The sequence below is a fragment of the uncultured Tateyamaria sp. genome, from assembly GCF_947504105.1.
In the GTDB taxonomy this organism is placed as follows: domain Bacteria; phylum Pseudomonadota; class Alphaproteobacteria; order Rhodobacterales; family Rhodobacteraceae; genus Tateyamaria.
The window spans coordinates 19,922-42,019 of sequence record NZ_CANNGP010000029.1; the positions used below are offsets into that span (position 1 = coordinate 19,922).

Consider the following 22,098-nt stretch of genomic DNA (forward strand, 5'->3'; position numbering starts at 1 on the left):
GCCTCGGTCCTTCACCCCTTCCCTCCCAAATACCGCTTCTTCGCCTCTTCCTGCCTTCCGAAGTCGCGCACCATCGCGTCAATCGCCACTTCATCCGACTTGTCCGCGTACCGGAACTCAGAATCCGCGTACCGGTTGATCTCCTGCACCACCATGTCGACCGTGATCGGCACGCGCAGCTCTTCGATCATCGCTTTCTTCTCGTAATAGGTTTTGAACAGGAACAGCTCAGGCGTCTCCATCCATTCGTCGGGCAGTTCGAAATCCATTGCCCGCACCTTGACCGCATCCGTGATGTTCTTGATTGCCCGACCCGTGAACCGCTCGTCCGCTTGCTGGATGCCCTTCAGATAAGTGCCGAGCTTTGCAATCGTATCCAACTCACCGATATCCGAATGCACGCGGTCAAAAACCTCCATCAGCCCCGGTTCGTGCGGGCGGGAGTGGCTGTCGAAGCTGGCGGCGACGGCCTTCTTGATCTCTTGAGCCGAGAACAGTTCGTGCGCGCCCATGGGGATGTCGTGGTTCTTGCCCATCAGGAGCGCGAGGATGTCGATGTAATCGTCGCGCGTTTGCGGGCCATCCACGAGGAACCGCGCCCCAGCCCGCTGGCGCAGGGCGTCGTCCACATTCTCGGGGTAGTTCGAGAACATGCCGAAGGTGCAATTGCCGCGCACGACAGTGTTGGCCCCGGCAAAGCTCTCCATCAGCACCGCCGTTATTTCCAATTGGCCCGCCGACGACTGCCGGTCGCCGCGCTTGCCCGCAAGCTGGTCGATATCGTCGATGGTGCCGAAGCCGATGACGTTCGGGTCGATCACGTTATTGATGAATGCCTTGGCGTTCTGGCCCGACTTGCCCTGATAGCTGTCGATATTGTCGGTGCTCAGGTTCTGGTAGCGGAAGGCATAGCCCGCGACGCTGCAATAGTCGTTGATCAGCCCGGCCATCATCTGGATCAGCGTGGTCTTGCCCGTCCCCGGAGCGCCGTCGCCCATGAAGGTGAAGATGAAGCCACCCAGTTCGGCAAAGGGGTTGAGCCGCCGGTCGAAATCATAGGCCATCAGCATCTTGGCGAGCTTCATGGCCTGGTATTTGGCGATGTGATTGCCCACGACCTCATGCGGTTTTTTAAAGGTCATGGTGAGGGTCTGGGTCTTGGCCTTGGTCGCGGGGGTGAAGCCCTGGACGGTGAAGTCATCGGCCTCCACGTGCCAGCTGGCACCGGTGAACGGGGCAAGGCGCGGGGCGTTCTGGGCGCGCAGGGAGACCTTTTCCATCAGCGCCTCGGCAAAGGCGGTGATGGTGGCGACAAGGTGCGTGTCGTCGGGGGCGTGCGTGGCGATGTCCTGATCCAGTTCCCAAAGGGCGCCGTGGAGGGCGGTCTGGCCGTTGTCGGTGAGGATCTCCTCGACCTCGCCGACTTCTGCCGTGACTTCGGTCTGGTGGGCAGAAAGCAGGTAGGCGGTGGCGTTGCCGAAGACGTAGAGGGTGATCAGCGCCTCAGCCGCCAGCAATTCGGCAAACTCGGTCTTGCGGGCGGCCGGTAGTGCCCCTTCGAGGTTGGCGCGTTTGAGGTCCCCAAGACCCGAGACGGAGGCATAGTTTTCGGCCACCGCAAGCGCGATGGAGAGAGCGCGACGCAGGGCATTGAGGGCCGTGGCTTGCACGGGTGAGATCAGCGCATCGTCGTCATCCGCCCCTTCGATGGTTGCCATCAACTGCACGGCCCCGGTGGGCACGGTGCGGCGGGTGACTAGGCCCGGCGTGGTGGTGCGGAAGCGGCGGCGGGTGCCGATGCCAGAGGAGCGTTCGGCTTGCGGCGCGTCCTTGCCCTTGCCGATGCGGGGCGCATGGTCGAAGCCTTGGAGCATGGACAGGGCCATGGGGTAATGTGCCGTGATCTCGGCCTCGCGCAGTTCCATTTGGTCGGCGGTTTGGGTCATTCCGGGCACCTCTTTATGATGTCGGTTTTGTCTTCACAGACAACGCGTCCCGTCTCGGGATCATAGGAATATAGGACTGGGGCTATACCGTGAGTTTGAAAATGAAGGACCTCGATCTGGTCCGTATCGATCTCGTGACAGACGCGCACGACGTCGACACCACCAACCCACAGCATGGCGGTGCTATTGGCTTTCTCAACACATTTGTGGGTCTCATTGTACGGATGGTTTTTTCCAAATCTTCTGGGCGCAAAACCACGCCGCTCCAGGAACGCCTGCAATCCATCATCTCCCCGAAGTTCCAATCGGTTTGCAATGCTCTCTGCCGTCGGTCGCACATTGACACTGCAACCGGCAACACCAAGCAAAACGACAAAAAGAGTTATGCAGCCTAGGCCCCGCCCCTTCCCTGTTTCAAAAAAATCCCCCCCGGAGGGCCGATCTGCCATGCACCCCTCCCTCAGTATCTCAGCACCCGCCCCGACGGGCTGACCACGAATTTGCGGACGGAGCCGAAGCCGGGCGGGTTCATTTCTTCGAGCGCCTGAAAGGCGCGTTGGGGTAGGACGATACTGCGTTCCATCCGTGTGGCCCCGAGGTCAGCGCCGCGGCCCGAGAAGGGGTCGAGGGCAAAGACCTCGCGTTCGACGGACGAGAACCAGCCCGAGCGTTCTTCGATCACGCGTTCGGAGTGCAGGTCTTCTTCGGTCCAGACCAGCGCCCAGTCCTGACCTGCGGGCGCACGCGCGGCTTTCAAAACATCTAGAATCGGCCCCGATTGCTCCGTGAAGGCCGAGGAATACATCGGCCCCGCATAGAAGCGGCGCAGGCGTTTGGGGTGGATGTCGTCGAAATCCTCGTCGAACCCTTTGGCGATGGTGACCAGCTTCAGCTTGCCAAGCGATTGGGCCATCAGGTGCGCTTGGGCTTCGGGCCAGCGGCGGGGGTCCTTGGGCAGGGCGGTGCGGCCTGTGTCCTCGACCTCCATCATGTAGATGACGGGCAGGTTCAATTCGGTGTCATAGACGGCCCAGTGGATGCGGAAGCTGCGGCGGTCGTCACTCAGGTTGCCGGTCCAGACGATCTGTGGGTCGTTGCGAGGCCAGAAGAGTTGTCCCTTTTGCAGGTCTTCGTAGTAGAGCCGCTGGGATAGGGCGAATTGCAGTTTCGTAGGCACCTGGCGATCGCCGATGATGACCTCGACCATCTGCTTTTTCAGCTCATCAGCGGTTTCGATGCGATCAAGATGGCGGTCGGCCTGCAACGCGTCGGAGGCCATGGTCAGCAGCTCTTCAGCCGCCGGAAAGCCGCTGTAGCGCGTGTCGATGGCGAGGCTGCCAAAGAAGCGGCCGGTGTCGCGGCCGACCAGCAGGTACTTCTGGCTGAGCGCGCGGAAGGTGAAGGTCAGTTCGGCGATGTAGCGGGTGAGGATCTTTACCTCATCCCGGTTCAGGTCGCCTTCGGCTTCCATCACACCTGCCACGCGGGCGAGGTGCCCGGTGATCGTTTCGAATTTCTTGAAGTAGCGGCGCGAGGCGAAGAGGTCGGTGAGGCCGGAGGTTTCGTGTTTGCTTCGGTTCATCGGTCATGCCCACCAAGTCCGGACCTGTCCGCGTCCATATTGAAAGCACCCAACAGAAGTAGCCCTATCAACACCAGAGCAATGAACGGAACAAAGGCCCACCATGCAGCACCAAATTTACTGGCAGCGAGAATACCCAGAATACCCACAACGATAGATGCAACTTTCAAATTCATAGGCGGGCCTCGGCATCCGCAAAAGCTAAGGGCAGCCCACGACCGCGGGTCTGGATATAAACAGCGCCTGAGTAGGCGGTCGGGAGCTGCCCGGCGCTGCCGCCGGGCGTAAAAGGCCAATTCCTAATCATCGTCAGTCATCATTTGAAGTTGAGGCTATCATGTCCGTTCCATCAGCATTTAACCGGTGAACATGCTTGTCCCAAAAACTATGCTGCACGTTTTTGAAAAAAACACCTTTGGACTTCGGATTAGACGCTGCCAAAAGATTAGTCTGGCGTATGGGTCGCATCATAAAACCGTGAATGAAACCAAAAAAGGCACCGACTCCGCACAAGAAAATCACGGAGATATAGTTTCCGAAACTTGGGTCATTAAAAGCCCGTTTCAGTGCAGGGATGTCGCTGTGCACCTCACGTTCTCCCCCAGTAAAAACAAGCAGGCTGACGAAAAAAGTCGCCGCCAAGAACCAGACTGCGCCAGTCACCATACCTGACCTGAACTGCAGCGGATTAATGTAGATCATGCACCATACGCGTTGCTGTCGTGCTTCTCGACGATCTGGGCAAAGCGCCGCGCGAAGCGTTCATCTGCTTTCGCCTTCTGCTCCAGCACGTCGCGGGCAAAGACCATCTGGTCTTCGTGTGCTTCCAGCATGTCGGCCATGCGGGCGTTGGTGGCGGCACCGATCCCGGCCATGGCGGTTTGCGCTTCCTGGTCCGTCTTCACGCCGATCTCGTTGATGCGGTGGGCGACGTCCTGTTGCTGGGCCGTTTTCAGCGACTTCGTGAGCGCATCATAGAGCACCACGCGCTGTTTGGTGTCTGTTTGCAGCTTGTTGATCAGCACCATCTGGGTTGCAGCCTGGTTCTGGAGCGAGTCCACCCAGGTTTTACCCTTCTCGATATAGCGTTCGAGGGTCTGGGACTGGGCCACCTTGACCTGTTCGTCCTGCACCATCTCGTTGTATTTCGAGTTCATGTCGGCCAGTTCCGTCTCAAGCGCGGTGCGCTTGGCGGCGTCGGTTTCGGACGCGATCTTGTTTTCCAGCGTGATGATCTGTGGGTCCATCGCCTGGATGTCCCCTTGCAGGGCCGACAGTTCCTGCACGGTGAATTCGCGCTCGTCCAGCGTTTCGGTCAGGTTCGCTTCGACCTTGGTTTTCTGCTCTTCCAGCATGGTCAGCTGGCCTTGCAGCAGTTGCACGATGACGTCGGATTTCGAGATCAGGTCCTGCAGCTTGTCGTCAATCGACGCCGCGCGCACACGTTCCTGCCGCATGGATTCCGACTTGGCCTTGGCAAAGATGCCAACAAGGCTTTCCCAGCCCGTCTTGGACCGCATTTCGTCAAAATCCTTGGAGAACGCGGCGGTCACGTCGTCGAGGCCCATAATCAGCTCTGCGATGTTGGCGTTCATCACGTCAGTATGGGCATGTACGTCTTCCAGCGTGGCATTTTCGATATCCATCGAAATGTCATCGCCTGATTTCATCTTGGCGCGCGCCATTTCGATCCGGCTGGTCAGTTCGGCGATCTTTTCTTGCGCCTCTGCCACCTGGGATTGAGATTCCTCAACCTGGCTCGCGAAATCCGCCATGAAATGTCCTTTCCACTCAATGCGTTGCGACAGATATAGGCAATGTAACACCCATTTACATCTGTCTGCGTTCATATTTGAGTGGATAGTTGCAAAAACACAGCGTCAAGGAAAGGCAGGCTTGTATCGAATGCAGATTAGCGACGAAAGCCTGTGCTTTCGTCGCCCACATGTGAAGTGGTCCGCCCTGCTGAGCGGTGCAAATGCGTGACGGGACAGGACCCGCCGCACCTGTCAGCCAACGACATTGCTGTCCGGTCCGTAGGGAAAGCCGGTGATGTTCTCGTTACCGTCCTCGGTGATCACGAGGATGTCGTGCTCACGATAGCCGCCGGCGCCGGGCTGCCCGTTGGGAATGGTCAGCATCGGCTCCATCGAGATGACCATCCCCGGTTCCAGCACCGTGTCGATGTCTTCGCGCAGTTCCAGCCCTGCCTCACGGCCATAGTAGTGCGAGAGCACACCGAAAGAGTGTCCGTATCCGAAGCTGCGATACTGCAGCAGGTCATGTTCCCGGAAATAGGCATTCACGCCTTCGGTGACTTCGGCGCAGGTTACACCGGGTTTCAGCAGGGACATGCCCAGTTCGTGCGCGGCCACGTTGTGGTTCCAGATTTGCAGGCTGGCGTCATCCACCGTTTCGACAAAGAGCGTCCGCTCCAGCGCCGTGTAATAGCCCGAGATCATGGGGAAGGTGTTCAGGGACAGGATATCGCCCCGTTCCAGCACGCGGCCCGTGACCGGGTTGTGTGCGCCATCGGTGTTGATCCCGGATTGGAACCACACCCATGTGTCGCGATACTCGGCATCGGGAAAGCGTTTGGCGATTTCCATTTCCATCGCATTACGGCCCGCCATGGCCACATCAATCTCGCGCACACCCGCCTTAATCGCATCGCGCACGGCGTAGCCGCCTACGTCAGCCACCTGCGCGCCGTGGCGAATCAGGGCGATTTCGGCCTCGGATTTGTGCATGCGTTGGGTCATCGTGGTTTCGTAAAGGTCGACGGTAACGACAGGCTTCAGGAAATCCTCCATCTTGGCCTGTTGCAGCAGCGTGAGGTGGTCGGATTCGACACCGATCACGACCCCTTCGCCCGTCACTTCGCGCACGGCGCGCCAGAAGTTGTCGCGCTGCCAATCGGTATAGGTGATGTTGTCGCCGTGGCTGCGCCGCCAGGGTTGGCCCGCGTCGATGCCCGCGCTGATGGTCACGCAGGCGTCTTCGGTTACGACACAGGCATAGGGGCGGCCAAAGGCACAGTAAAGGAACCCGGAGTAGTAGGCGACATTGTGTATCGAGGTGAAAACGGCGGCGCTGGCGCCTTGCGCCTCCATCCGTTCGCGCAGCTCGGTCAGGCGCGCGTCATATTCGGCGGCGTCGAACGGCAATGCGTCCTTGGTGCCGTTGTGAAAGCGGTAAAAATCGGGGCGAGCGGTCATCCTTGACCCTCCTTTGCAGAAAGGTCCCGGCGTTCAGGACAGTTTGGGCTGGAAATGCGGGCGACGCCATCGCCCACGGCCACGTCACATCTGGCGCGTCACGGTGTTGTCGTCAAGCGCTGGATCATGCCACTGTCCGGGTTCGCCAGTGCATCGATGACGTTGAAGTGGTGTTCGCCCTTGGTGACGACATGATCGGCGCCCCATGCCTTGGCCAACCAACGCGCCTGATCAAGGAAAACAGGCCGCTCGTCCGCCCCGACCCACACCGTGACGGGCGTGTCGGGTTTTGGTTGGCGCATAGGGCTTTCGGCGCGTGCCATTGCGGCATCCATGCCGAAATCTGCGTTCATCGACGTTTCCAGCAGCGGTTCGAGGTCGGACACGGGCGAGATGGGCATCACGTGGGTGAGCCGCGACAGAACGGATGCAGGCAACATACCGGGCGCAAGCATGCGCGCGACAAGGTGCCCGCCCGCCGAATGACCGGCCAGGCTGATCGGCCCCATGCTGCCCTCGGCCACTGCCATCACGGCCTGCGCGATTTGCTGTGTGATCCCCGCGATCCGCACGGTCGGACACAGATCATAAGAGGGCATTGCCACGCACCACCCCCGCGCCAACGCGCCCGCCGCCAGATGCGACCAATATGACCGGTCGAACTTGAGCCAATAGCCCCCATGTACAAAGATCAGCGTGCCCTTGGCCTCTCCCTCGGGCAGGAAATGATCGAGGGCCATCCGCTCTGATGGGCCATAACTAAGATTCAGACGCGCCCGCGCGCCAAGGCTGTCCCGAAACGCCTGTGCGGTCTCTGCCCAGCGCGGTGGATAGTCGGCAGCGCCGTCGATATGGGCCCCGTTGGCATAGGCATCGTCCATGTCTGGCATCATGTCCCTCCTGACTTTGGAACTGGACAAGCCTACCCCGTGTTGTTTGACATGCAACAGACCCGAAAAGGACGCACCATGCTTGATCAGATCACCGACCTCACATCCATGCTGAAAGACCCCTCGCTTCTGGAAACCCGAGCCTATGTAAATGGTGCGTGGATCGGCGGAGATGAAGGCACGTTCGATGTGACCAACCCGGCGCGCGGCGACGTGGTGGCCGAGGTCGCAGACCTGAGCCGGGCACAGGTGACGACAGCCATCGCCGGGGCAGACGCAGCTCAGAAAGACTGGGCATCCTGGACCGGTAAGGAACGCGCAGCCGCGCTGCGCAAGTGGTTCGAGTTGATGATGGAACATCAGGACGATCTGGGCACTATCCTGACGGCGGAACAGGGCAAACCCCTGGCCGAGGCGAAGGGCGAGATTGCTTATGGCGCGTCATTCGTCGAGTTCTTTGCAGAAGAGGCAAAGCGCATCTATGGCGAGACGATCCCGGGTCACCAGCGGGACAAGCGCATCACGGTCATGAAACAGCCCATTGGCGTGGCCGCGTCGATCACACCGTGGAACTTTCCCAACGCCATGATCACCCGCAAGGCTGCGGCAGCGCTGGCTGCAGGCTGTGCCTTTGTCGCCCGCCCGGCTGAATTGACCCCGCTGTCTGCCATCGCCATGGGCGTGTTGGCCGAGCGGGCGGGGCTTCCTGCCGGTGTGTTCCAGGTGGTTACAACCTCGAACGCCTCTGAAACCGGCAAGGAGTTTTGCGAGAATCCAGCGGTGCGCAAACTGACCTTTACGGGGTCGACCCAGGTCGGTCGCATTCTGCTGAAACAAGCCGCCGATCAGGTCATGAAGTGTTCAATGGAACTTGGCGGCAATGCCCCTTTCATTGTCTTTGACGACGCCGATCTGGATGACGCCGTAGAGGGTGCGATGATCTGCAAGTTCCGCAATGCAGGCCAGACCTGTGTCTGTGCCAACCGGATTTACGCGCAGGCCGGGGTCTATGACGCTTTTGCCGCGAAATTGAAAACAGCCGTAGAGGCGCTGAAAGTTGGCGATGGGTTTGAGGACGGTGTCACGACCGGACCGCTGATCGCCGACAAGGCTGTCGAGAAGGTGCAGGACCATCTGGCAGATGTCATTAAAAACGGCGGCGCGATCCTGACGGGCGGTAAGGTCCATCCGCTGGGCGGCACATTCCTGGAGCCCACCATCGTGACCGGCGTGACCCAGGACATGAAAGTGGCGCATGAAGAGACCTTTGGCCCCCTCGCGCCGCTCTTTAAATTCGAGGACGTGGATGATGTGATTGCGATGGCCAACGATACGATCTTTGGTCTGGCTGCATATTTCTATGCCAACGATCTGAGCCGGGTCTACAAGGTGGCCGAAGCACTGGAATACGGGATGATCGGGGTCAACACCGGCATCATCTCGACCGAGGTCGCTCCGTTTGGGGGCATCAAACAATCCGGTTTGGGCCGCGAGGGGTCACATCACGGGATCGAGGAATATCTGGAAATGAAATATATCTGCATGAGCGTCTAGGGTGTGATCCATGGCTGGTCACATCGACGTGACCGGGACGTACGCCATTTGCCCAAGGTGCGGCGGCTGACATAAGATAGTGAAATTCAGTGCGAGGAACTTTGATCCATGTTGACGAGACGCCATTTCGTGATGACGACGGCTGCCCTTTTTTCGGCACCCATTGCGGGGCCTGCATTGGCACGCCCCATTTCCGATCAATCAAAATGGTCAGCGTGGGACTCTCAGGTCACCCCTGCCAATTTCGACCTGACAACATCGAACCCCTGGGGTGTGCACCGTCGCTTCCTGCCGCAGCGCGTGCAGGCCAATGACGGGCTGGCGCCGGGCGATATCCACGTCGATGCCGTGGCCCGCTATCTTTACCACATTCAGGCGGACGGCACCGCGATGCGCTATGGCGCGGCCATTGCGCGGGGCAACCTTTATGAACCGGGCACCTACACGATCAAGCGCAAGACCAAGTGGCCGACATGGACGCCGACCAAAGCGATGATCGAACGCGACCCGGACCTGTTCGAAAAACATGCGGATGGGATGAATGGCGGCCCCACGAACCCGCTCGGTTCGCGCGCGCTTTACCTATTTGTCGGCAATCGCGACACGTATTTGCGCATTCATGGCACACCCTATCCACGATCGATCGGTGGGCGCGCCAGTTCGGGCTGCGTGCGCATGATCATGGCACATATCAACCAGCTTTACCCGAGCGTAACACCCGGCGCGACCGCCTTCCTTTACCCGTCCGAAGACGGCGTCACGGCGGCCAGCTGATCAGGTTGCGGGCGTCGCTTCTGCCTCTACTTGCGTGCAGATGGGGCGCCCCTCGCGGGTGCGCAACGGCAAGAAGGTCGTTTCGACCGGGCCAACATGGCGGTAGACAAGGCACCCATCAGCGGGGTCGACCTTGACCGCGTTCAGGTCCTGTTTTGGATCGGCCAGTGTCAGGATGCGCTCTGGCAGGGGCGAGAGGAAAGGCCCGCCTGCTGCGCCTGATTGCGTGGTCTCGTCACAGGCGGCCAGCATTATCATTGCCGCTGCAAGCATCACTCCGGTCCGTTTCATGTCCATCCCCCGTGACATTGGTCGCTGGTCTTTGCCAAGCGTCTGTCCCTCTTATCGTGGCATGTGCCCGCGCCTGCAACGGGCTGATCATCTGACGCTGACGTGAGTTGCGCGCCCGCAACGATTCCTGTGTGTTGGCGGGACCCAACACCCGGAGCGCAACCATGTCCCGTTTCCTTGCCGCCTTGTTTGCCCTTGTCCTGTTCCCGCTGCCCGCGTTGGCCTGCGGGGGGCGTGATGACCCCTGTGCCCTGCCCAGCGGCAATTACCATATGGCCGTCCCCGAGGTGGCAGCGCCGCGGGGCATTGTCATGCATCTGCATGGCGGTGGAGGGCGGGGGCGCGGATTGCTCAATTCCGGCCTCGCACGCGAGGCGTTGGCGCGCGGCTATGTCTTTGTGGCCCCCGATGGCGATCAGCCGACCCGTCGGTTCAAGCAGGACTGGTCGGTGCGGGGCAAGAACCTGGACTATGACCGGCAGGATTTCGGGTTTCTGCCCGAGGTGATGGCCGATGTGCGCGCGCGCACCGGGCTGGAGGGGGGCACGGTGCTGCTGGCCGGTTTTTCGCGCGGCGGGTCCTTTGTCTGGGACATGGCGTGCCAGATGCCCGATTTCGCCGATGCCTATGCCCCGCTTGCGGGTGCATTCTGGGACGATCTGCCGACTGAGTGTGCGGCCCCGGTGCGCCTGTTTCATACCCATGGGTGGAATGATCGGACTGTCCCTCTCGAAGGACGCTCCTTTGCCGATGGGGCGGTGGTGCAGGGCGATGTCTGGGCCTCGTTGAAAATCCTGCGCGAGACCAATGGCTGTGACGCGCGCCAGCCTGAACGCAACAGTTTCGAGGGCGATCTGTGGTTCCGCCACTGGACCGATTGCGCCGCTGGCGACATCCGCCTGATGCTGCACAAGGGTGGGCATGGCGCGCCGCAGGGCTGGGCCACGCGCGTCATGGACTGGTTCGAGGGCAAGGGGCTGGACGCCGAGGGGTGATCGGGGTCAGATGCGCCCATGCTGACCCGTTCCGATCTTGAGACTGCCGCCGCCTTTGTCCACGCCCGCATGGCTCCAACGCCGCAGCACCATTGGCCATTGTTGAGTGCCGCCACGGGGGCCGAAGTGTGGGTGAAACACGAGAACCACACGCCCACCGGGGCCTTCAAGGTGCGGGGCGCGCTGACCTTCATGGACTGGCTGGTGCGCACGCACCCGGATGTGCCGGGTATCTGCACCGCGACGCGTGGCAATCATGGACAGGGGCAGGCTTGGGCCGCGACGAATGCCGGGTTGACGGCCAAAGTCTATGTCCCGCGTGGCAACTCGGTCGAGAAAAACGCGGCCATGGAAGCCTTTGGCGCGGAGTTGATCGAGTTTGGCGACGACTTCGATACGGCGCGTGTGGAAGCCTATCGCGTGGCCGACGAAGAGGGGCTGTTCATTGTCCCCCCCTATCACCCCGAGCTGGTGCGCGGTGTTGCGACCTATGCCTATGAGCTGTTCAGTGCACAGCCCGATCTGGACACCGTCTATGTACCCATTGGCTGCGGGTCGGGCATTTGCGGGACGATCATGGCGCGCGACGCGCTGAGGTTGTCGACCAAGGTGGTTGGCGTGGTGTCGGATCAGGCGCAGACCGCGAAACTGTCGGTCGAGGCGGGGCGGTTGGTCGAGACGAATTCAGCCGCGACCTTTGCCGATGGCATGGCTGTGCGCGTGCCTGTGCAAGAGGCGTTCGACACCTATTCCAAGGGCGCCGAGCGCATCCTTGCGGTCAGCGATGACGAGGTGGCGGAGGCGATCCGGCTCTACTTTACCGCGACCCACAACGTGGCCGAGGGCGCAGGGGCCGCCCCATTGGCCGGGTTGATGCAGGAGCGTGCGCAGATGGTGGGCAAGTCCGTGGGAGTCATCCTGTGTGGCGGCAATATCGACACCGGCTGGTTCCGGACCGTTCTGGACGGCCACACGCCGCAGGTCTGATTTTACAAAACTGACATATCACTGTTACGTCTGCGTCAAGCAAACGCGCCACTTCGTGCGGGATTTGATCCCGATGGAGTGTCTGATGACCAAACCCCTTATGTGCATGACCTCGGCCCTGGCCCTGATTGCAGGTGCCGCTGCTGCGGACGGCCATGCCGAAAAGAATTTCAACCGCATCGCGTCTTTCCCAGTCGTGACCAACATGGCCGAGGGCGAGGACACATCGCGCGAAACATCGCCCGAGATCATCGACGTGACAGCCGATGGCATGACGCTGGTTTACACCGACAGCCCGCTTAAAGCCTTGGGGCTGGTGGACATCACCGACCCGGCGGCCCCTGCCCCGCTGGGCAACATTGCGCTAGATGGCGAACCGACGAGCGTTGCCGTGATCGGCTCGACCGCTTTTGTCGGCATCAACACTTCTGTGTCGTTAACCGAACCGTCGGGTCAGCTGATGGCGCTGGCAGTCCCCGCGGGGACAGAATTGGCCAGTTGCGATCTGCCGGGTCAGCCCGACAGCGTGGCCAAGGCCCCAGACGGGTCCTTTATCGCCGTGGCGATTGAGAACGAGCGGGACGAGGACCTGAACGACGGTGTGATCCCGCAACTGCCCGGCGGTGGTGTGGTGCTGGTGAACATGGTTGATGGCAATTTGGATTGCGCGTCACTGCAATATGTGGACCTGGCTGGTTTGGCCGAAATAGCGCCCAGCGACCCCGAGCCGGAATATGTGTCGATCAACGCCTTGGGCGAGACGGTGGTGACCCTGCAAGAAAACAACCACATGGTTGTTGTTGCCCGCGACGGAACGATTGTGAACCATTTCCCCGCCGGTGCCGTGGACCTTGAGGGGATCGACGCCACGGATGAACGTGGCGCGCTTATCTTTACCGAGAGCCAGATGGGCCGTCTGCGTGAACCCGATGCGGTGACGTGGATTGATGACGAGCATTTCGCCACCGCCAACGAGGGCGACTACCAGGGCGGATCGCGGGGTTGGACGATCTTCCGCAAGGATGGGCGGGTTGTATACGAAAGCGGCGTGAGCTTTGAACATGCGCTTGTCCAGATCGGGCACTACCCGGACAAGCGGTCGGACGCCAAGGGCGTTGAGCCGGAAAGCGTGACCTTTGCGGAATTCGATGGCACGCCTTTCGTGTTTGTGGGGTCCGAGCGCGGTTCAATCGTGGGGGTCTATGATGTGACCGATCCTGCGGCGCCTATACTCAAGCAGATGCTGCCTTCGGGTGTTGGGCCAGAAGGCTACGTCACGATCCCCGCGCGCAACCTGCTGGTGTCGGCCAATGAAAGCGACCTGATCGAGGATGGCGGCGCCCGGGCGCATGTCATGCTGTACGAGTTTGGCGAAGGTCCGGCAGCCTATCCCCACCTGACCTCGGAAGGGATGGAGGAGTTGACCGGCTGGGGTGCCTTGTCGGGTATGGTCGCGGATGAGGATGGCATGATCTATGCCGTGTCCGACAGCTTCTACGGCTTTCAGCCGCGCATCTTCAAAATCGACCCGTCCCAGACCCCAGCCCGGATCGTCGAGGCCATCGACGTGACCCGCGCAGGCCGCCCGGCGCAGAAGTTGGACATGGAAGGTATCACGCTGGATGGCGATGCGTTCTGGATCGCGTCCGAGGGGCGCACGGATCGGGTCATTCCGCACGCGATCTACAAGGTCGCAGCCGATGGCAGCATCGATGCGGAAATCGGCCTGCCGCCCGAACTGATGGCGGTCGAGAAACGCTTTGGCTTTGAAGGGATCACCAAGATCGGCGACACCCTGTGGATGGCTGTGCAGCGCGAATGGAAGGATGATCCGGCAAACCATGTGAAGCTGGTGGCCTACAATATCGAGACCGAGGAATGGGGTGCCGTCCATTACCCCAAGGCCGAGCCCGCCAAGGGTTGGGTCGGCTTGTCCGAGATCGTGGCGCATGGCGATTACGTCTATATCGTTGAGCGCGACAACCTGCATGGGATCGAGGCGGTCACCAAGAAGGTCTACCGCGTGCCGCTGGCCGACATGCAGCCTGCGCCCCTGGGTGGTGAGCTGCCCGTGGTCGGCAAGGAAGAGGTGCGCGACCTGATCCCCGACCTGACATCAACGGGCGGCTATGTGCTGGACAAGGTCGAAGGGCTGGCGATCACATCCGATGGCACCGCATGGATTTCGACCGACAATGACAGGGTCGACGACCATTCGGGCGAGACGATGTTCTTTTCCATCGGCCAGGTGAACTGACCCAAACGCATGATCTGGAAGGGCGTCAGGCATCCGCTTGACGCCCTTTTTCTTTGCGCATACACCCCGCGCCTTTCCGCATGGTCAGGGGGACGGTATGGCACACACGTTGGGCATTGATTTCGGCACCTCGAATTCAGCCGCGGGCTATGTCCAGGACGGCAAGCCGCATCTGGTGACCATGGCGCCGGGGGAAACGACCCTGCCGACGACCGTGTTCTTTGACTATGACGCGCGCAAGATGCTGATGGGGCATCCGGCAAACGATGCGCTGCTTGATGGGATCGAGGGGCGGTTCATGCGGGCGCTCAAGCGCGTGCTGGGCACATCGATCATGCATGAAAAGCGGCAGCTGCTGAACGCGCGGATGACCTTTGTCGACATCATCGCGCGCTTTCTGCGCGAAGTGAAACGGCGGGCTGAGGCGGAGGCGGGACACCCCTTTGACCATGCGTTGTCCGGGCGGCCCGTGGTTTTTCATGGCACCAATGATCCGCGTGAGGCGCAGGCCGAGGCGGATTTGCGCGCCTGCTATCTGGCGGCGGGCTTTAGCGACGTGTCGTTTCTGCCCGAGCCGGAGGCCGCAGCGATTGCATCGGGTGCGCTGGACCATCCCGGTGCGACGGGCCTTATCGTGGATATTGGCGGCGGGACGTCCGACTTTTCGGTCTTTCGTACCGGCAATGATGGCGTGACGATCCTCGCCAATCACGGGGTGCGGATTGGCGGCACCGACTTTGACCGTTCGATCAGCATCGACCGTGTCATGCCCCTGCTTGGGGCAGGCACCCTGATCCGCAATGCCATGGGGCCGGGGACCCTGCCCGCGCCCAAGGGTATCTTCAACGATCTGGCGACATGGGAGAAGATCCCGTTCCTTTACACCGCCAAGACACGCCGGATGGTCAGCGACATGCTGCAGTTGTCAGAAGAACGGGACAAGATGGGGCGGCTGGGCACGGTGCTGGAGCATGAATTGGGCCACGATGTCGCCTTTGCCGTGGAGCAGGGCAAGATCGATGCCAATTCCGGGCGCGACGATGCGGTGATTGCGCTGGCTCAGGTGGCAAGCGGCCTGACTGCCGCCCTGCCAGTGGACGCGTTGCGCGGCATCCTTGACCCCCATGCCGCCGCCTTGCGCCTTGGCGTGGCCGAGACGTTGGAGATGGCGGGCATAGAGGCAGGACAGATCGATCAGGTGATCTACGTCGGTGGGTCCAGCCTGATGTCGATGGTGACGGACACAATGGGCGAGAGCTTTCCCGACGCGCGGCATTCGTTTTCAGAGGTGTTTACGGCGGTGGCGGATGGGTTGGCGCTGGCTGCCGATCGGCATGATGCGCCAGTGGTGACATGACGTTCACCCCCACGCTCTGAGTGCGGCGCGGATGTACTTGGCGGCAGACCGGTAATGGCTGGGCCCTGCGGCTTCGGCCCAGCGCCCGGGCCGCCAGTCATTCCGCGCCCCTTTCATGGGACCGCCATACAGCTCATCATTCGAGCGATCATTGATGAAGTCCGTCAGTTCGCCGTGCTTCTTTTTCAGCAGGGCAACGGCTTGTGACCAGTCCAAATGGGATTGCCGCTGCCTGAGGTCCGCGTTGTAGCGCTTGAGTTCATTCCACTTGTAGCCTTCCGCCGGGAAGTGAACGGTTTTTCCCGCCTGCCCATCCCAGTACCACCTCAGGAACAGGTCAATCCAATGGGCGCGATGGGCGATGACGTCCTTGATCGAGGTGTCGTCGGCGTCCTTTTGAAGCGCGACATCGGGGGGGATGGTTTCGATCAGCTTTTCCAGCTTTCCGAAGTCCTTTTGCGTGATGTCGATGAGTTCCGTTTTGCTGTGTGCGGGCATGTCCAACTCCTTTCGACGCCATCGAAGCAGACTGCGCGGCGTGACGCTTTGCGATGGATCAGTTGAACGGGCGTGTTTTTGCGGGGCGTTACAGCCGGGTCGGTTGCTGCCAGTGCCGGGTGCCGTATCATGACCGCGTGGGTTAAAGGGGGCACGGACATGGCCAACACGATCACCGGAGGATGCCAATGCGGCGCGGTGCGCTTTGCGATTGACCGTTTGGGCATGGCGAGCATCTGCCATTGCCGCATGTGTCAAAAAGCCTTTGGCAACCTCTTTGCCACGCTCGTCCATGTCGAAGGCGTCACGTGGACACGTGGGGAGCGGGCCATCTTTCACAGCTCGGACACGAATTGGCGCGGTTTCTGCAAGGAGTGCGGCACGCCGCTGTATGAATTCGAGGGGCATATCGAGATTGCGGTGGGTGCGTTGGACAATCCGGACCTGGCTGCGCCGACGGTGCAGGTGAACGCGCAGTTCCAGCGTAGGTGCTTTTCCGAATTGGGCGCATTGCCTGTAAAACCTGCCGATCAGCAGGCCAAGGATGCGCAATGGAATGCGTCTGTCGTGTCGCATCAGCACCCGGATCACGACACCTGATCACATGAAAACCCCGAGGCGCGCAAGCACCCCGGGGCCGTCCGACAGGGAGGAGAAAGTCGGGCGTTAGGCCTTAATTCACGGCCTTGGCGTCAACCACGTCGGTTTCGATCGCCTTCTGGCTGGCAATCTCGATCCGGCGGGGTTTGAGGGCTTCGGGCACCTCTTTGACCAGGTCGATATGCAGCATGCCGTTTTCGTGGGAGGCACCCGTCACGACGACATGGTCGGCGAGATGGAACCGGCGTTCGAATGCGCGGGTGGCGATGCCGCGGTGGAGGTAGGTTGTGTCCTGTTCGTCAGCCTTGCGGGCCGAGACGATCAGGCTCTTTTCCTTGACCTCGACACCCAGGTCGGCGTCGGAGAATCCAGCGACCGCAATCGAGATGCGATAGGCATCTTCGTCGGTCTTTTCGATGTTGTAAGGGGGGTAGCTGTTGGCGTTGCTGTCCGTCGCAAGGACCCGGTCCATCAGGTCGGCAATCTGGTCAAAACCAACGGTTGCGCGGTAGAGCGGTGCAAAATCATATGTACGCATGTCATCCTCATTCAGAGCGATTAACGGCGGGCCCTCCATCCTTGGACAGACCCGCAGGGTTGCTATGGTCGGACCCCGTCCGGGCATCCGATACCATCAATGTGGTGAGGATTTTTGCGCGTTCAAGCCCCCTAGGGGCGGACGAACTTGGCACCCGTGTTGCCCCGGTTGCCGCCGCCAACGGTGATGCGACGCACCTTGGCAACCGGTGCTGCCACCTGCATTCGCATTTGGCGCTTCAGTTCTGTCACGCGATCCGGAAGGGTCATCCCGATGGCACGTTTCTGTCCTTGGATCCGAACCATGCCCGAAATGACCGACATGATCTGCCCGCGCCCGTTGCGATGGGTGAACACCGGCGCACCAGATGACCCGAAGGTCACATCGCAGTCGAACACCATCGCGTCGCCCGCCCGGTCCAGCATCTGGCACTCCTTTTGCCGGGACTGTGCGTTTTCACGGCCCCTGCCATAGCTGACAATGCTAACGGGTCCCGGCGAGATGCGTCCGTCATGGACGTAGAACGGGGGCACTTCGAATGTCGAAATAGGCTCGGCCAGCTTGATCAGACCAACATCATAGGTGGCGTTCTGTGCCGTCAGGGCGCCAACAGGTTCGAACCCCGCATGTGCGGCGGCATCCGCTGCCCGACGTGTCGCCACAGCCTGCCCGTCGCGAAACCCGGCGCTGAACCGGATACCATCGGTCGGCCACAGTTTGTCAGTACCCGGTTGATACAGACAATGTGCGGCAGTCAGTACAAGATCACGGGTAATCAACGTTCCCGAACAAAAAGCGCGCCCGCCAAAATCAATGCGCCCCACGGCTTTCCAGCTTGCGGCGGCATAGTCGGTATCAAGCGTGCGCAGTTGGGTGGTCTGCGCCACGGCCATTGGCGCCCACAACAGGGCCAATATCAGCATCAAACCCTTCATGGCTTGACGAATTTCGCCCCCGTCTCGCGGCGCATGCCGCCCAAAATACGTGGGCTGATATCGTCGCGCTGGGCCACCAGCTCGGCCTGAAGTCGCGCCAAGGGCGTGCCAAGCGACGTGCCAAGCGAAACCGCTTCGCCATCGACCTCGGCCTTGGCCGACACAACCGAAACGATCTGGGCGCGGCCCTCGTCAATGACGAAGATGGGCGCGCCGGAACTGCCGAACTCGACAGAACAGGATGTCACCAAAAGACCATCCTGTTGGGCCAACACGCGACACAGTTCTTGCAGCGAGGGTGCTTCGGATCGGCCGGTGCCATAGCTGACCACGCCAACCTCTGCACCGCGCCTTGGCTGAGCCGCTGTTTCAAAGGGGATGATCTTGCCGTCACGAATAGGGTGATCAAGCTCGAGCAGGGCCAGATCGTTGCGCACACCTTTCGAGCTGACGTGCCCGGCATAGGTGTAGTCGGGATGCACAACGGCCCGGCGCACATTGCGATAAGCGGACGCGCGACCGTTGCGCCACCCCGCCAGAAACTCAACCCGCGTGTGATCGATGCGTTCGCCGGTTGTCTTGTCAAACAGGCAATGCCCGGCCGTCAGGACAAGGTTCGGCGCAATCAGAGCACCCGTGCAAAATCCGGTGCCGCCAATGTTGAGACGCCCGACCGCTTCCCAGCCGGCGGCATCCGCGCCCGACTCAAGTCGGCGCAGTTGCGCATCCTGTGCCAGAGCCGTCGATGCCAAAACCAAAGCCGCAAATGAAAGGGCCATCCATCGGCGCATACTCATAACTCTCCGATCCCAGGGGGGGTTCGACCGGTCTAGGTGAGAATGGCGGCAAAACTAAGGCAAAGATGCAATTTAACGCAAAATTGGAACATCGTCCGGATGCCGATCCAAAGCAGGTGGGCGTGGCCCTCCGGATGCCCAATCAAGCAACTCGACTGTATGCACAACGGGCACGCCCGCGGCCGACCCGATCTGCATCATGCAACCGATGTTCCCGGCAGCGATGATATCGGGGTTCTTGGCCTCCAACGTGCGCACTTTGCGTTCTTTCAATTGCTGGGAAATCTCAGGCTGCATCAGGTTGTATGTGCCCGCCGATCCGCAGCAGAGATGACTGTCTGCAGGCTCTACCACGTTGTAACCAGCGCGTTTCAGCAGGTCTTTTGGAAAGGTCTTGATCTGTTGCCCATGCTGCAAGGAACAGGCCGCGTGATATGCGACGGTCATGGTCTGGGTCTCCCCTTTGGGGAGGTCCAGCTTCATCAGCACCTCGCTCACATCCATGGCAATGTCCGCAACCCGCGCCGCGTCCTTGGCCAGCGGGTCATTGCGGAACATGTGCCCGTAATCCTTGACCGTGGTGCCGCAGCCCGACGTGTTGATGACAATGGCATCCAGGCCGTTGCCGTCCATCTCGGCCACCCAGGCGCGGATGTTCTTGGCGGCGGTGGCATGGCTTTCGCCCGCCTTGCCCATGTGGTGGGTGAGCGCACCGCAACAGCCAGCCCCCTCGGCGACCACAACCTCGCATCCCAAGCGGGTGAGCAGACGGATCGTGGCGTCGTTGATATCGGTGTTCAGCGCCTTTTGCGCACACCCCGTCATCAGGGCCACGCGCATCTTTTTCTCGGCCACTGGTGCAAAGCTTTGTGGATCGTCGTTCCGGCTGACAGGCGGAATGTAGTCCGGCGCCATTTCCAACATGGCGCGCAGGCGGGCATCAGGCATCAGGCGCGCGAAGGGGCGTCCGATCTTGGCCCCCAAGAGCGCCACACGGAACCGCATCGGGTATGGCAGGATACGCGCCAGCACCCAGCGCAGGGCGCGGTCGGTAAAGGGCCGCTTGTACCGGTTCTCGATATACTCACGGGCATGGTCGACAAGGTGCATGTAGTGCACGCCCGAGGGGCATGTGGTCATGCAGGCCAGACAAGACAGGCAGCGGTCGATATGCTTGACGACCTTTTCGTCCGGGTCGCGGTCGTTTTCCAGCATGTCCTTGATCAGGTAGATGCGCCCGCGCGGGCTATCCAGCTCATCCCCCAGCACCTGGTAGGTGGGACACGTGGCCGTGCAGAACCCGCAATGCACGCAATTGCGCAAGATCTCGTTCGACCGTTCGATTTGCGGATCGGTCAACTGTTCCGGGGTGAATGTCGTTTGCATGCTATCTCGCGATCATTTGGGCCGCGGCAAAGCCGAACCACGGGACGGTGGTGCCCATGGTACCTGCCACACGGACAAAGCGCTGCGCACGAAAGGACGGAAGGGCCTGGCGCACCGCGCGCGCGGCCAGAACCATAACCAGCACCCAGGCCAGCCATATGAACATCACGCTCAGAAAGGTGCGGGTGACGTCGGTTGAAAAGGCTAGGCTGGCCTCGCTCCGCAACACGAAGCTGGCCAGCACGAGGACCGATGCGACCAGCGCCAGTGGCCAATGCTTGCCAACCACGCGATCCAGGGCAAAGAACAAGGCCGGGCCGATCACAAAAGCCATGATAAACAGGAGAATAAGCATCACGCGGCCATCAGCCCCGGATTGAGGATACCCTTGGGATCGAAGCGCTGCCGCAAGGATGCCGACAGTGCGGCGACGCCGGGTGCTTCTGGTTGGAAGACCGGCACGGCTGTGCGCACGGCTTCCGGTCCTTTGATCATGGTTGCGTGACCACCCAACCCGGCCACGGTCGCCTGCACCCCAGTATGGGCCGCAGCAATGTCGCCACCGGATAGGCCCGCCCAGATCAGACCGCCGCCCCAATCCATCATGGCATCGCACCCCTCTGGCAAAGACGCGATCACCGCCGGGCCATCGCTGGGTTTGACCGAGATGCGCCAAACCGCCTCGGCGCCATGCAGGGGCACGGCATCGCGCACGATGCGCCAGTCCGCGTCCGTTTCCACAATGTCGCCAAACGAGGACAGAAGGCTCTTCAACTCCCCTGCCCGATAGGCAACCGAGCTTTCGAAGCCTTCCAGGCGCAACCAGGCCTGACCGCCTGTCCATGCGGCACCAGACACCTCGAAGGGCGATGCCAGCGCACGGCTCATGGCGTCCACGGCACGCACAGGGTCCAGCCCGTCAATCACGAGTGTTGTCACCGCCTCGACCCCGGGCAGCACTTTAAGGCTCACTTCGGTCAACACACCCAGCGTACCCCAGGACCCGCACATCAGTTTGACAAGGTCGTAGCCGGTGACATTCTTCATCACGCGCCCGCCATTCTTGATGACCTGCCCCGCCCCGTCGACGAACCGCACCCCCAAGGCAAAATCACGTGCCGCACCCGCCATGATACGGCGCGGGCCGCTGGCGTTGGTCGCAACCACCCCGCCAATGGTCGATGTGCCAGACTTGCCCAAAAGCCCGGTCAGATCGTAGGGTTCAAAGGCGAGGCGCTGGTTCTCGGCCGCGAGTGTCTTCTCAATCTCAGCCACAGGCGTTCCGGCCTGCGCCACAAGGGTGAGCGCGCCCGGCTCATACAAGGTCACCCCCGACAGGCCCGATACGTCCAGAACCTCACCCACGACGGGCCGACCCACTGACCGTGTTCCACCACCACGCACAGCCAGTGGCCCGCGGGCTCCGGCAACGGCAGCGGTCACCTCATCTTCGGTCTTCATTTTGCTCATCTTCATCTTGCCCAATAAACTTC

22 protein-coding genes are annotated in these 22,098 nt (G+C 61.0%); 8 read left to right on the forward strand and 14 right to left on the reverse strand.

Features of this window, described 5'->3' with window-relative positions:
- Nucleotides 1–11: 11 nt before the first annotated feature.
- Nucleotides 12–1,946, reverse strand: a complete 1,935-nt coding sequence (locus Q1A75_RS16310) for an ATP-binding protein (protein WP_299552533.1) — start codon at nucleotides 1,944–1,946, stop codon at nucleotides 12–14.
- A 101-nt stretch (nucleotides 1,947–2,047) separates the two neighbouring features.
- On the opposite strand from Q1A75_RS16310, the gene Q1A75_RS16315 reads away from it, so the two are divergent.
- A complete protein-coding gene (locus Q1A75_RS16315) occupies nucleotides 2,048–2,341 on the forward strand; it encodes a hypothetical protein (protein WP_299552531.1) in 294 nt (97 codons plus the stop codon).
- Between the two features lie 65 nt (nucleotides 2,342–2,406).
- Here Q1A75_RS16315 and Q1A75_RS16320 read toward each other — a convergent pair whose 3' ends face one another.
- The 5 genes from Q1A75_RS16320 to Q1A75_RS16340 form a co-directional block, all read right to left on the reverse strand.
- A complete protein-coding gene (locus Q1A75_RS16320) occupies nucleotides 2,407–3,528 on the reverse strand; it encodes a hypothetical protein (RefSeq protein ID WP_299552529.1) in 1,122 nt (373 codons plus the stop codon).
- A 309-nt stretch (nucleotides 3,529–3,837) separates the two neighbouring features.
- Nucleotides 3,838–4,230 carry a hypothetical protein gene (locus Q1A75_RS16325; RefSeq protein ID WP_299552527.1) on the reverse strand — a complete coding sequence of 131 codons (393 nt, stop codon included), beginning with the start codon at nucleotides 4,228–4,230 and terminating at the stop codon, nucleotides 3,838–3,840.
- Complete coding sequence (locus Q1A75_RS16330) at nucleotides 4,227–5,303, reverse strand: hypothetical protein (protein WP_299552525.1); 1,077 nt, start codon at nucleotides 5,301–5,303, stop codon at nucleotides 4,227–4,229. The genes Q1A75_RS16325 and Q1A75_RS16330 overlap by 4 nt, the downstream gene beginning before the upstream one ends.
- Nucleotides 5,304–5,537: 234 nt before the next feature.
- On the reverse strand, nucleotides 5,538–6,746 hold the full coding sequence (locus Q1A75_RS16335) for an aminopeptidase P family protein (RefSeq protein WP_299552523.1): 1,209 nt from the start codon (nucleotides 6,744–6,746) through the stop codon (nucleotides 5,538–5,540).
- Nucleotides 6,747–6,844: 98 nt separating this feature from the next.
- Nucleotides 6,845–7,636 (reverse strand): alpha/beta hydrolase, encoded by a 792-nt coding sequence (locus Q1A75_RS16340; protein ID WP_299552521.1) that lies wholly within the window; start codon nucleotides 7,634–7,636, stop codon nucleotides 6,845–6,847.
- A 78-nt stretch (nucleotides 7,637–7,714) separates the two neighbouring features.
- On the opposite strand from Q1A75_RS16340, the gene Q1A75_RS16345 reads away from it, so the two are divergent.
- Together Q1A75_RS16345 and Q1A75_RS16350 are read left to right on the forward strand one after the other, a co-directional pair.
- Nucleotides 7,715–9,190: an NAD-dependent succinate-semialdehyde dehydrogenase gene (locus Q1A75_RS16345; protein WP_299552518.1), complete on the forward strand. Its 1,476-nt coding sequence runs from the start codon at nucleotides 7,715–7,717 to the stop codon at nucleotides 9,188–9,190.
- Nucleotides 9,191–9,298: 108 nt separating this feature from the next.
- A complete protein-coding gene (locus Q1A75_RS16350) occupies nucleotides 9,299–9,964 on the forward strand; it encodes a L,D-transpeptidase (protein ID WP_299552515.1) in 666 nt (221 codons plus the stop codon).
- Here the strand turns inward: Q1A75_RS16350 and Q1A75_RS16355 are convergent, their stop codons facing one another.
- Nucleotides 9,965–10,255: a hypothetical protein gene (locus tag Q1A75_RS16355; protein ID WP_366142213.1), complete on the reverse strand. Its 291-nt coding sequence runs from the start codon at nucleotides 10,253–10,255 to the stop codon at nucleotides 9,965–9,967.
- A gap of 164 nt (nucleotides 10,256–10,419) precedes the next feature.
- Between Q1A75_RS16355 and Q1A75_RS16360 the strand changes: the two genes are divergently transcribed.
- The 4 genes from Q1A75_RS16360 to Q1A75_RS16375 all read left to right on the forward strand — a co-directional run bounded on the left by Q1A75_RS16360 (nucleotide 10,420) and on the right by Q1A75_RS16375 (nucleotide 15,851).
- Nucleotides 10,420–11,250, forward strand: a complete 831-nt coding sequence (locus Q1A75_RS16360) for a polyhydroxybutyrate depolymerase (protein ID WP_299552509.1) — start codon at nucleotides 10,420–10,422, stop codon at nucleotides 11,248–11,250.
- Between the two features lie 18 nt (nucleotides 11,251–11,268).
- The gene (locus Q1A75_RS16365; RefSeq protein ID WP_299552506.1) at nucleotides 11,269–12,237 is read left to right on the forward strand and encodes a threonine dehydratase; all 969 of its coding nucleotides are present in this window, start codon (nucleotides 11,269–11,271) and stop codon (nucleotides 12,235–12,237) included.
- A gap of 85 nt (nucleotides 12,238–12,322) precedes the next feature.
- Nucleotides 12,323–14,494 (forward strand): esterase-like activity of phytase family protein, encoded by a 2,172-nt coding sequence (locus Q1A75_RS16370; protein ID WP_299552503.1) that lies wholly within the window; start codon nucleotides 12,323–12,325, stop codon nucleotides 14,492–14,494.
- A 97-nt stretch (nucleotides 14,495–14,591) separates the two neighbouring features.
- Complete coding sequence (locus Q1A75_RS16375) at nucleotides 14,592–15,851, forward strand: Hsp70 family protein (protein ID WP_299552500.1); 1,260 nt, start codon at nucleotides 14,592–14,594, stop codon at nucleotides 15,849–15,851.
- A 3-nt stretch (nucleotides 15,852–15,854) separates the two neighbouring features.
- Here Q1A75_RS16375 and Q1A75_RS16380 read toward each other — a convergent pair whose 3' ends face one another.
- Nucleotides 15,855–16,349 carry a ClbS/DfsB family four-helix bundle protein gene (locus tag Q1A75_RS16380; protein WP_299552497.1) on the reverse strand — a complete coding sequence of 165 codons (495 nt, stop codon included), beginning with the start codon at nucleotides 16,347–16,349 and terminating at the stop codon, nucleotides 15,855–15,857.
- A 129-nt stretch (nucleotides 16,350–16,478) separates the two neighbouring features.
- On the opposite strand from Q1A75_RS16380, the gene Q1A75_RS16385 reads away from it, so the two are divergent.
- Complete coding sequence (locus Q1A75_RS16385; protein ID WP_299552494.1) at nucleotides 16,479–16,949, forward strand: GFA family protein; 471 nt, start codon at nucleotides 16,479–16,481, stop codon at nucleotides 16,947–16,949.
- A gap of 73 nt (nucleotides 16,950–17,022) precedes the next feature.
- Here the strand turns inward: Q1A75_RS16385 and Q1A75_RS16390 are convergent, their stop codons facing one another.
- From Q1A75_RS16390 to glcE, 6 genes are all read right to left on the reverse strand, one after another.
- Nucleotides 17,023–17,487: an Hsp20 family protein gene (locus Q1A75_RS16390; RefSeq protein ID WP_299207874.1), complete on the reverse strand. Its 465-nt coding sequence runs from the start codon at nucleotides 17,485–17,487 to the stop codon at nucleotides 17,023–17,025.
- A 131-nt stretch (nucleotides 17,488–17,618) separates the two neighbouring features.
- On the reverse strand, nucleotides 17,619–18,422 hold the full coding sequence (locus Q1A75_RS16395) for a trypsin-like peptidase domain-containing protein (RefSeq protein WP_299552490.1): 804 nt from the start codon (nucleotides 18,420–18,422) through the stop codon (nucleotides 17,619–17,621).
- Nucleotides 18,419–19,201, reverse strand: a complete 783-nt coding sequence (locus Q1A75_RS16400) for a trypsin-like serine protease (RefSeq protein WP_299592265.1) — start codon at nucleotides 19,199–19,201, stop codon at nucleotides 18,419–18,421. The genes Q1A75_RS16395 and Q1A75_RS16400 overlap by 4 nt, the downstream gene beginning before the upstream one ends.
- A 90-nt stretch (nucleotides 19,202–19,291) precedes the next feature.
- Complete coding sequence (gene glcF, locus Q1A75_RS16405; RefSeq protein WP_299552487.1) at nucleotides 19,292–20,605, reverse strand: glycolate oxidase subunit GlcF; 1,314 nt, start codon at nucleotides 20,603–20,605, stop codon at nucleotides 19,292–19,294.
- Between the two features lies 1 nt (nucleotide 20,606).
- Nucleotides 20,607–20,960, reverse strand: a complete 354-nt coding sequence (locus Q1A75_RS16410) for a hypothetical protein (RefSeq protein ID WP_299552485.1) — start codon at nucleotides 20,958–20,960, stop codon at nucleotides 20,607–20,609.
- The gene (gene glcE / locus Q1A75_RS16415; RefSeq protein WP_299552482.1) at nucleotides 20,960–22,075 is read right to left on the reverse strand and encodes a glycolate oxidase subunit GlcE; all 1,116 of its coding nucleotides are present in this window, start codon (nucleotides 22,073–22,075) and stop codon (nucleotides 20,960–20,962) included. The genes Q1A75_RS16410 and glcE overlap by 1 nt, the downstream gene beginning before the upstream one ends.
- Between the last annotated feature and the right edge of the window lie 23 nt (nucleotides 22,076–22,098).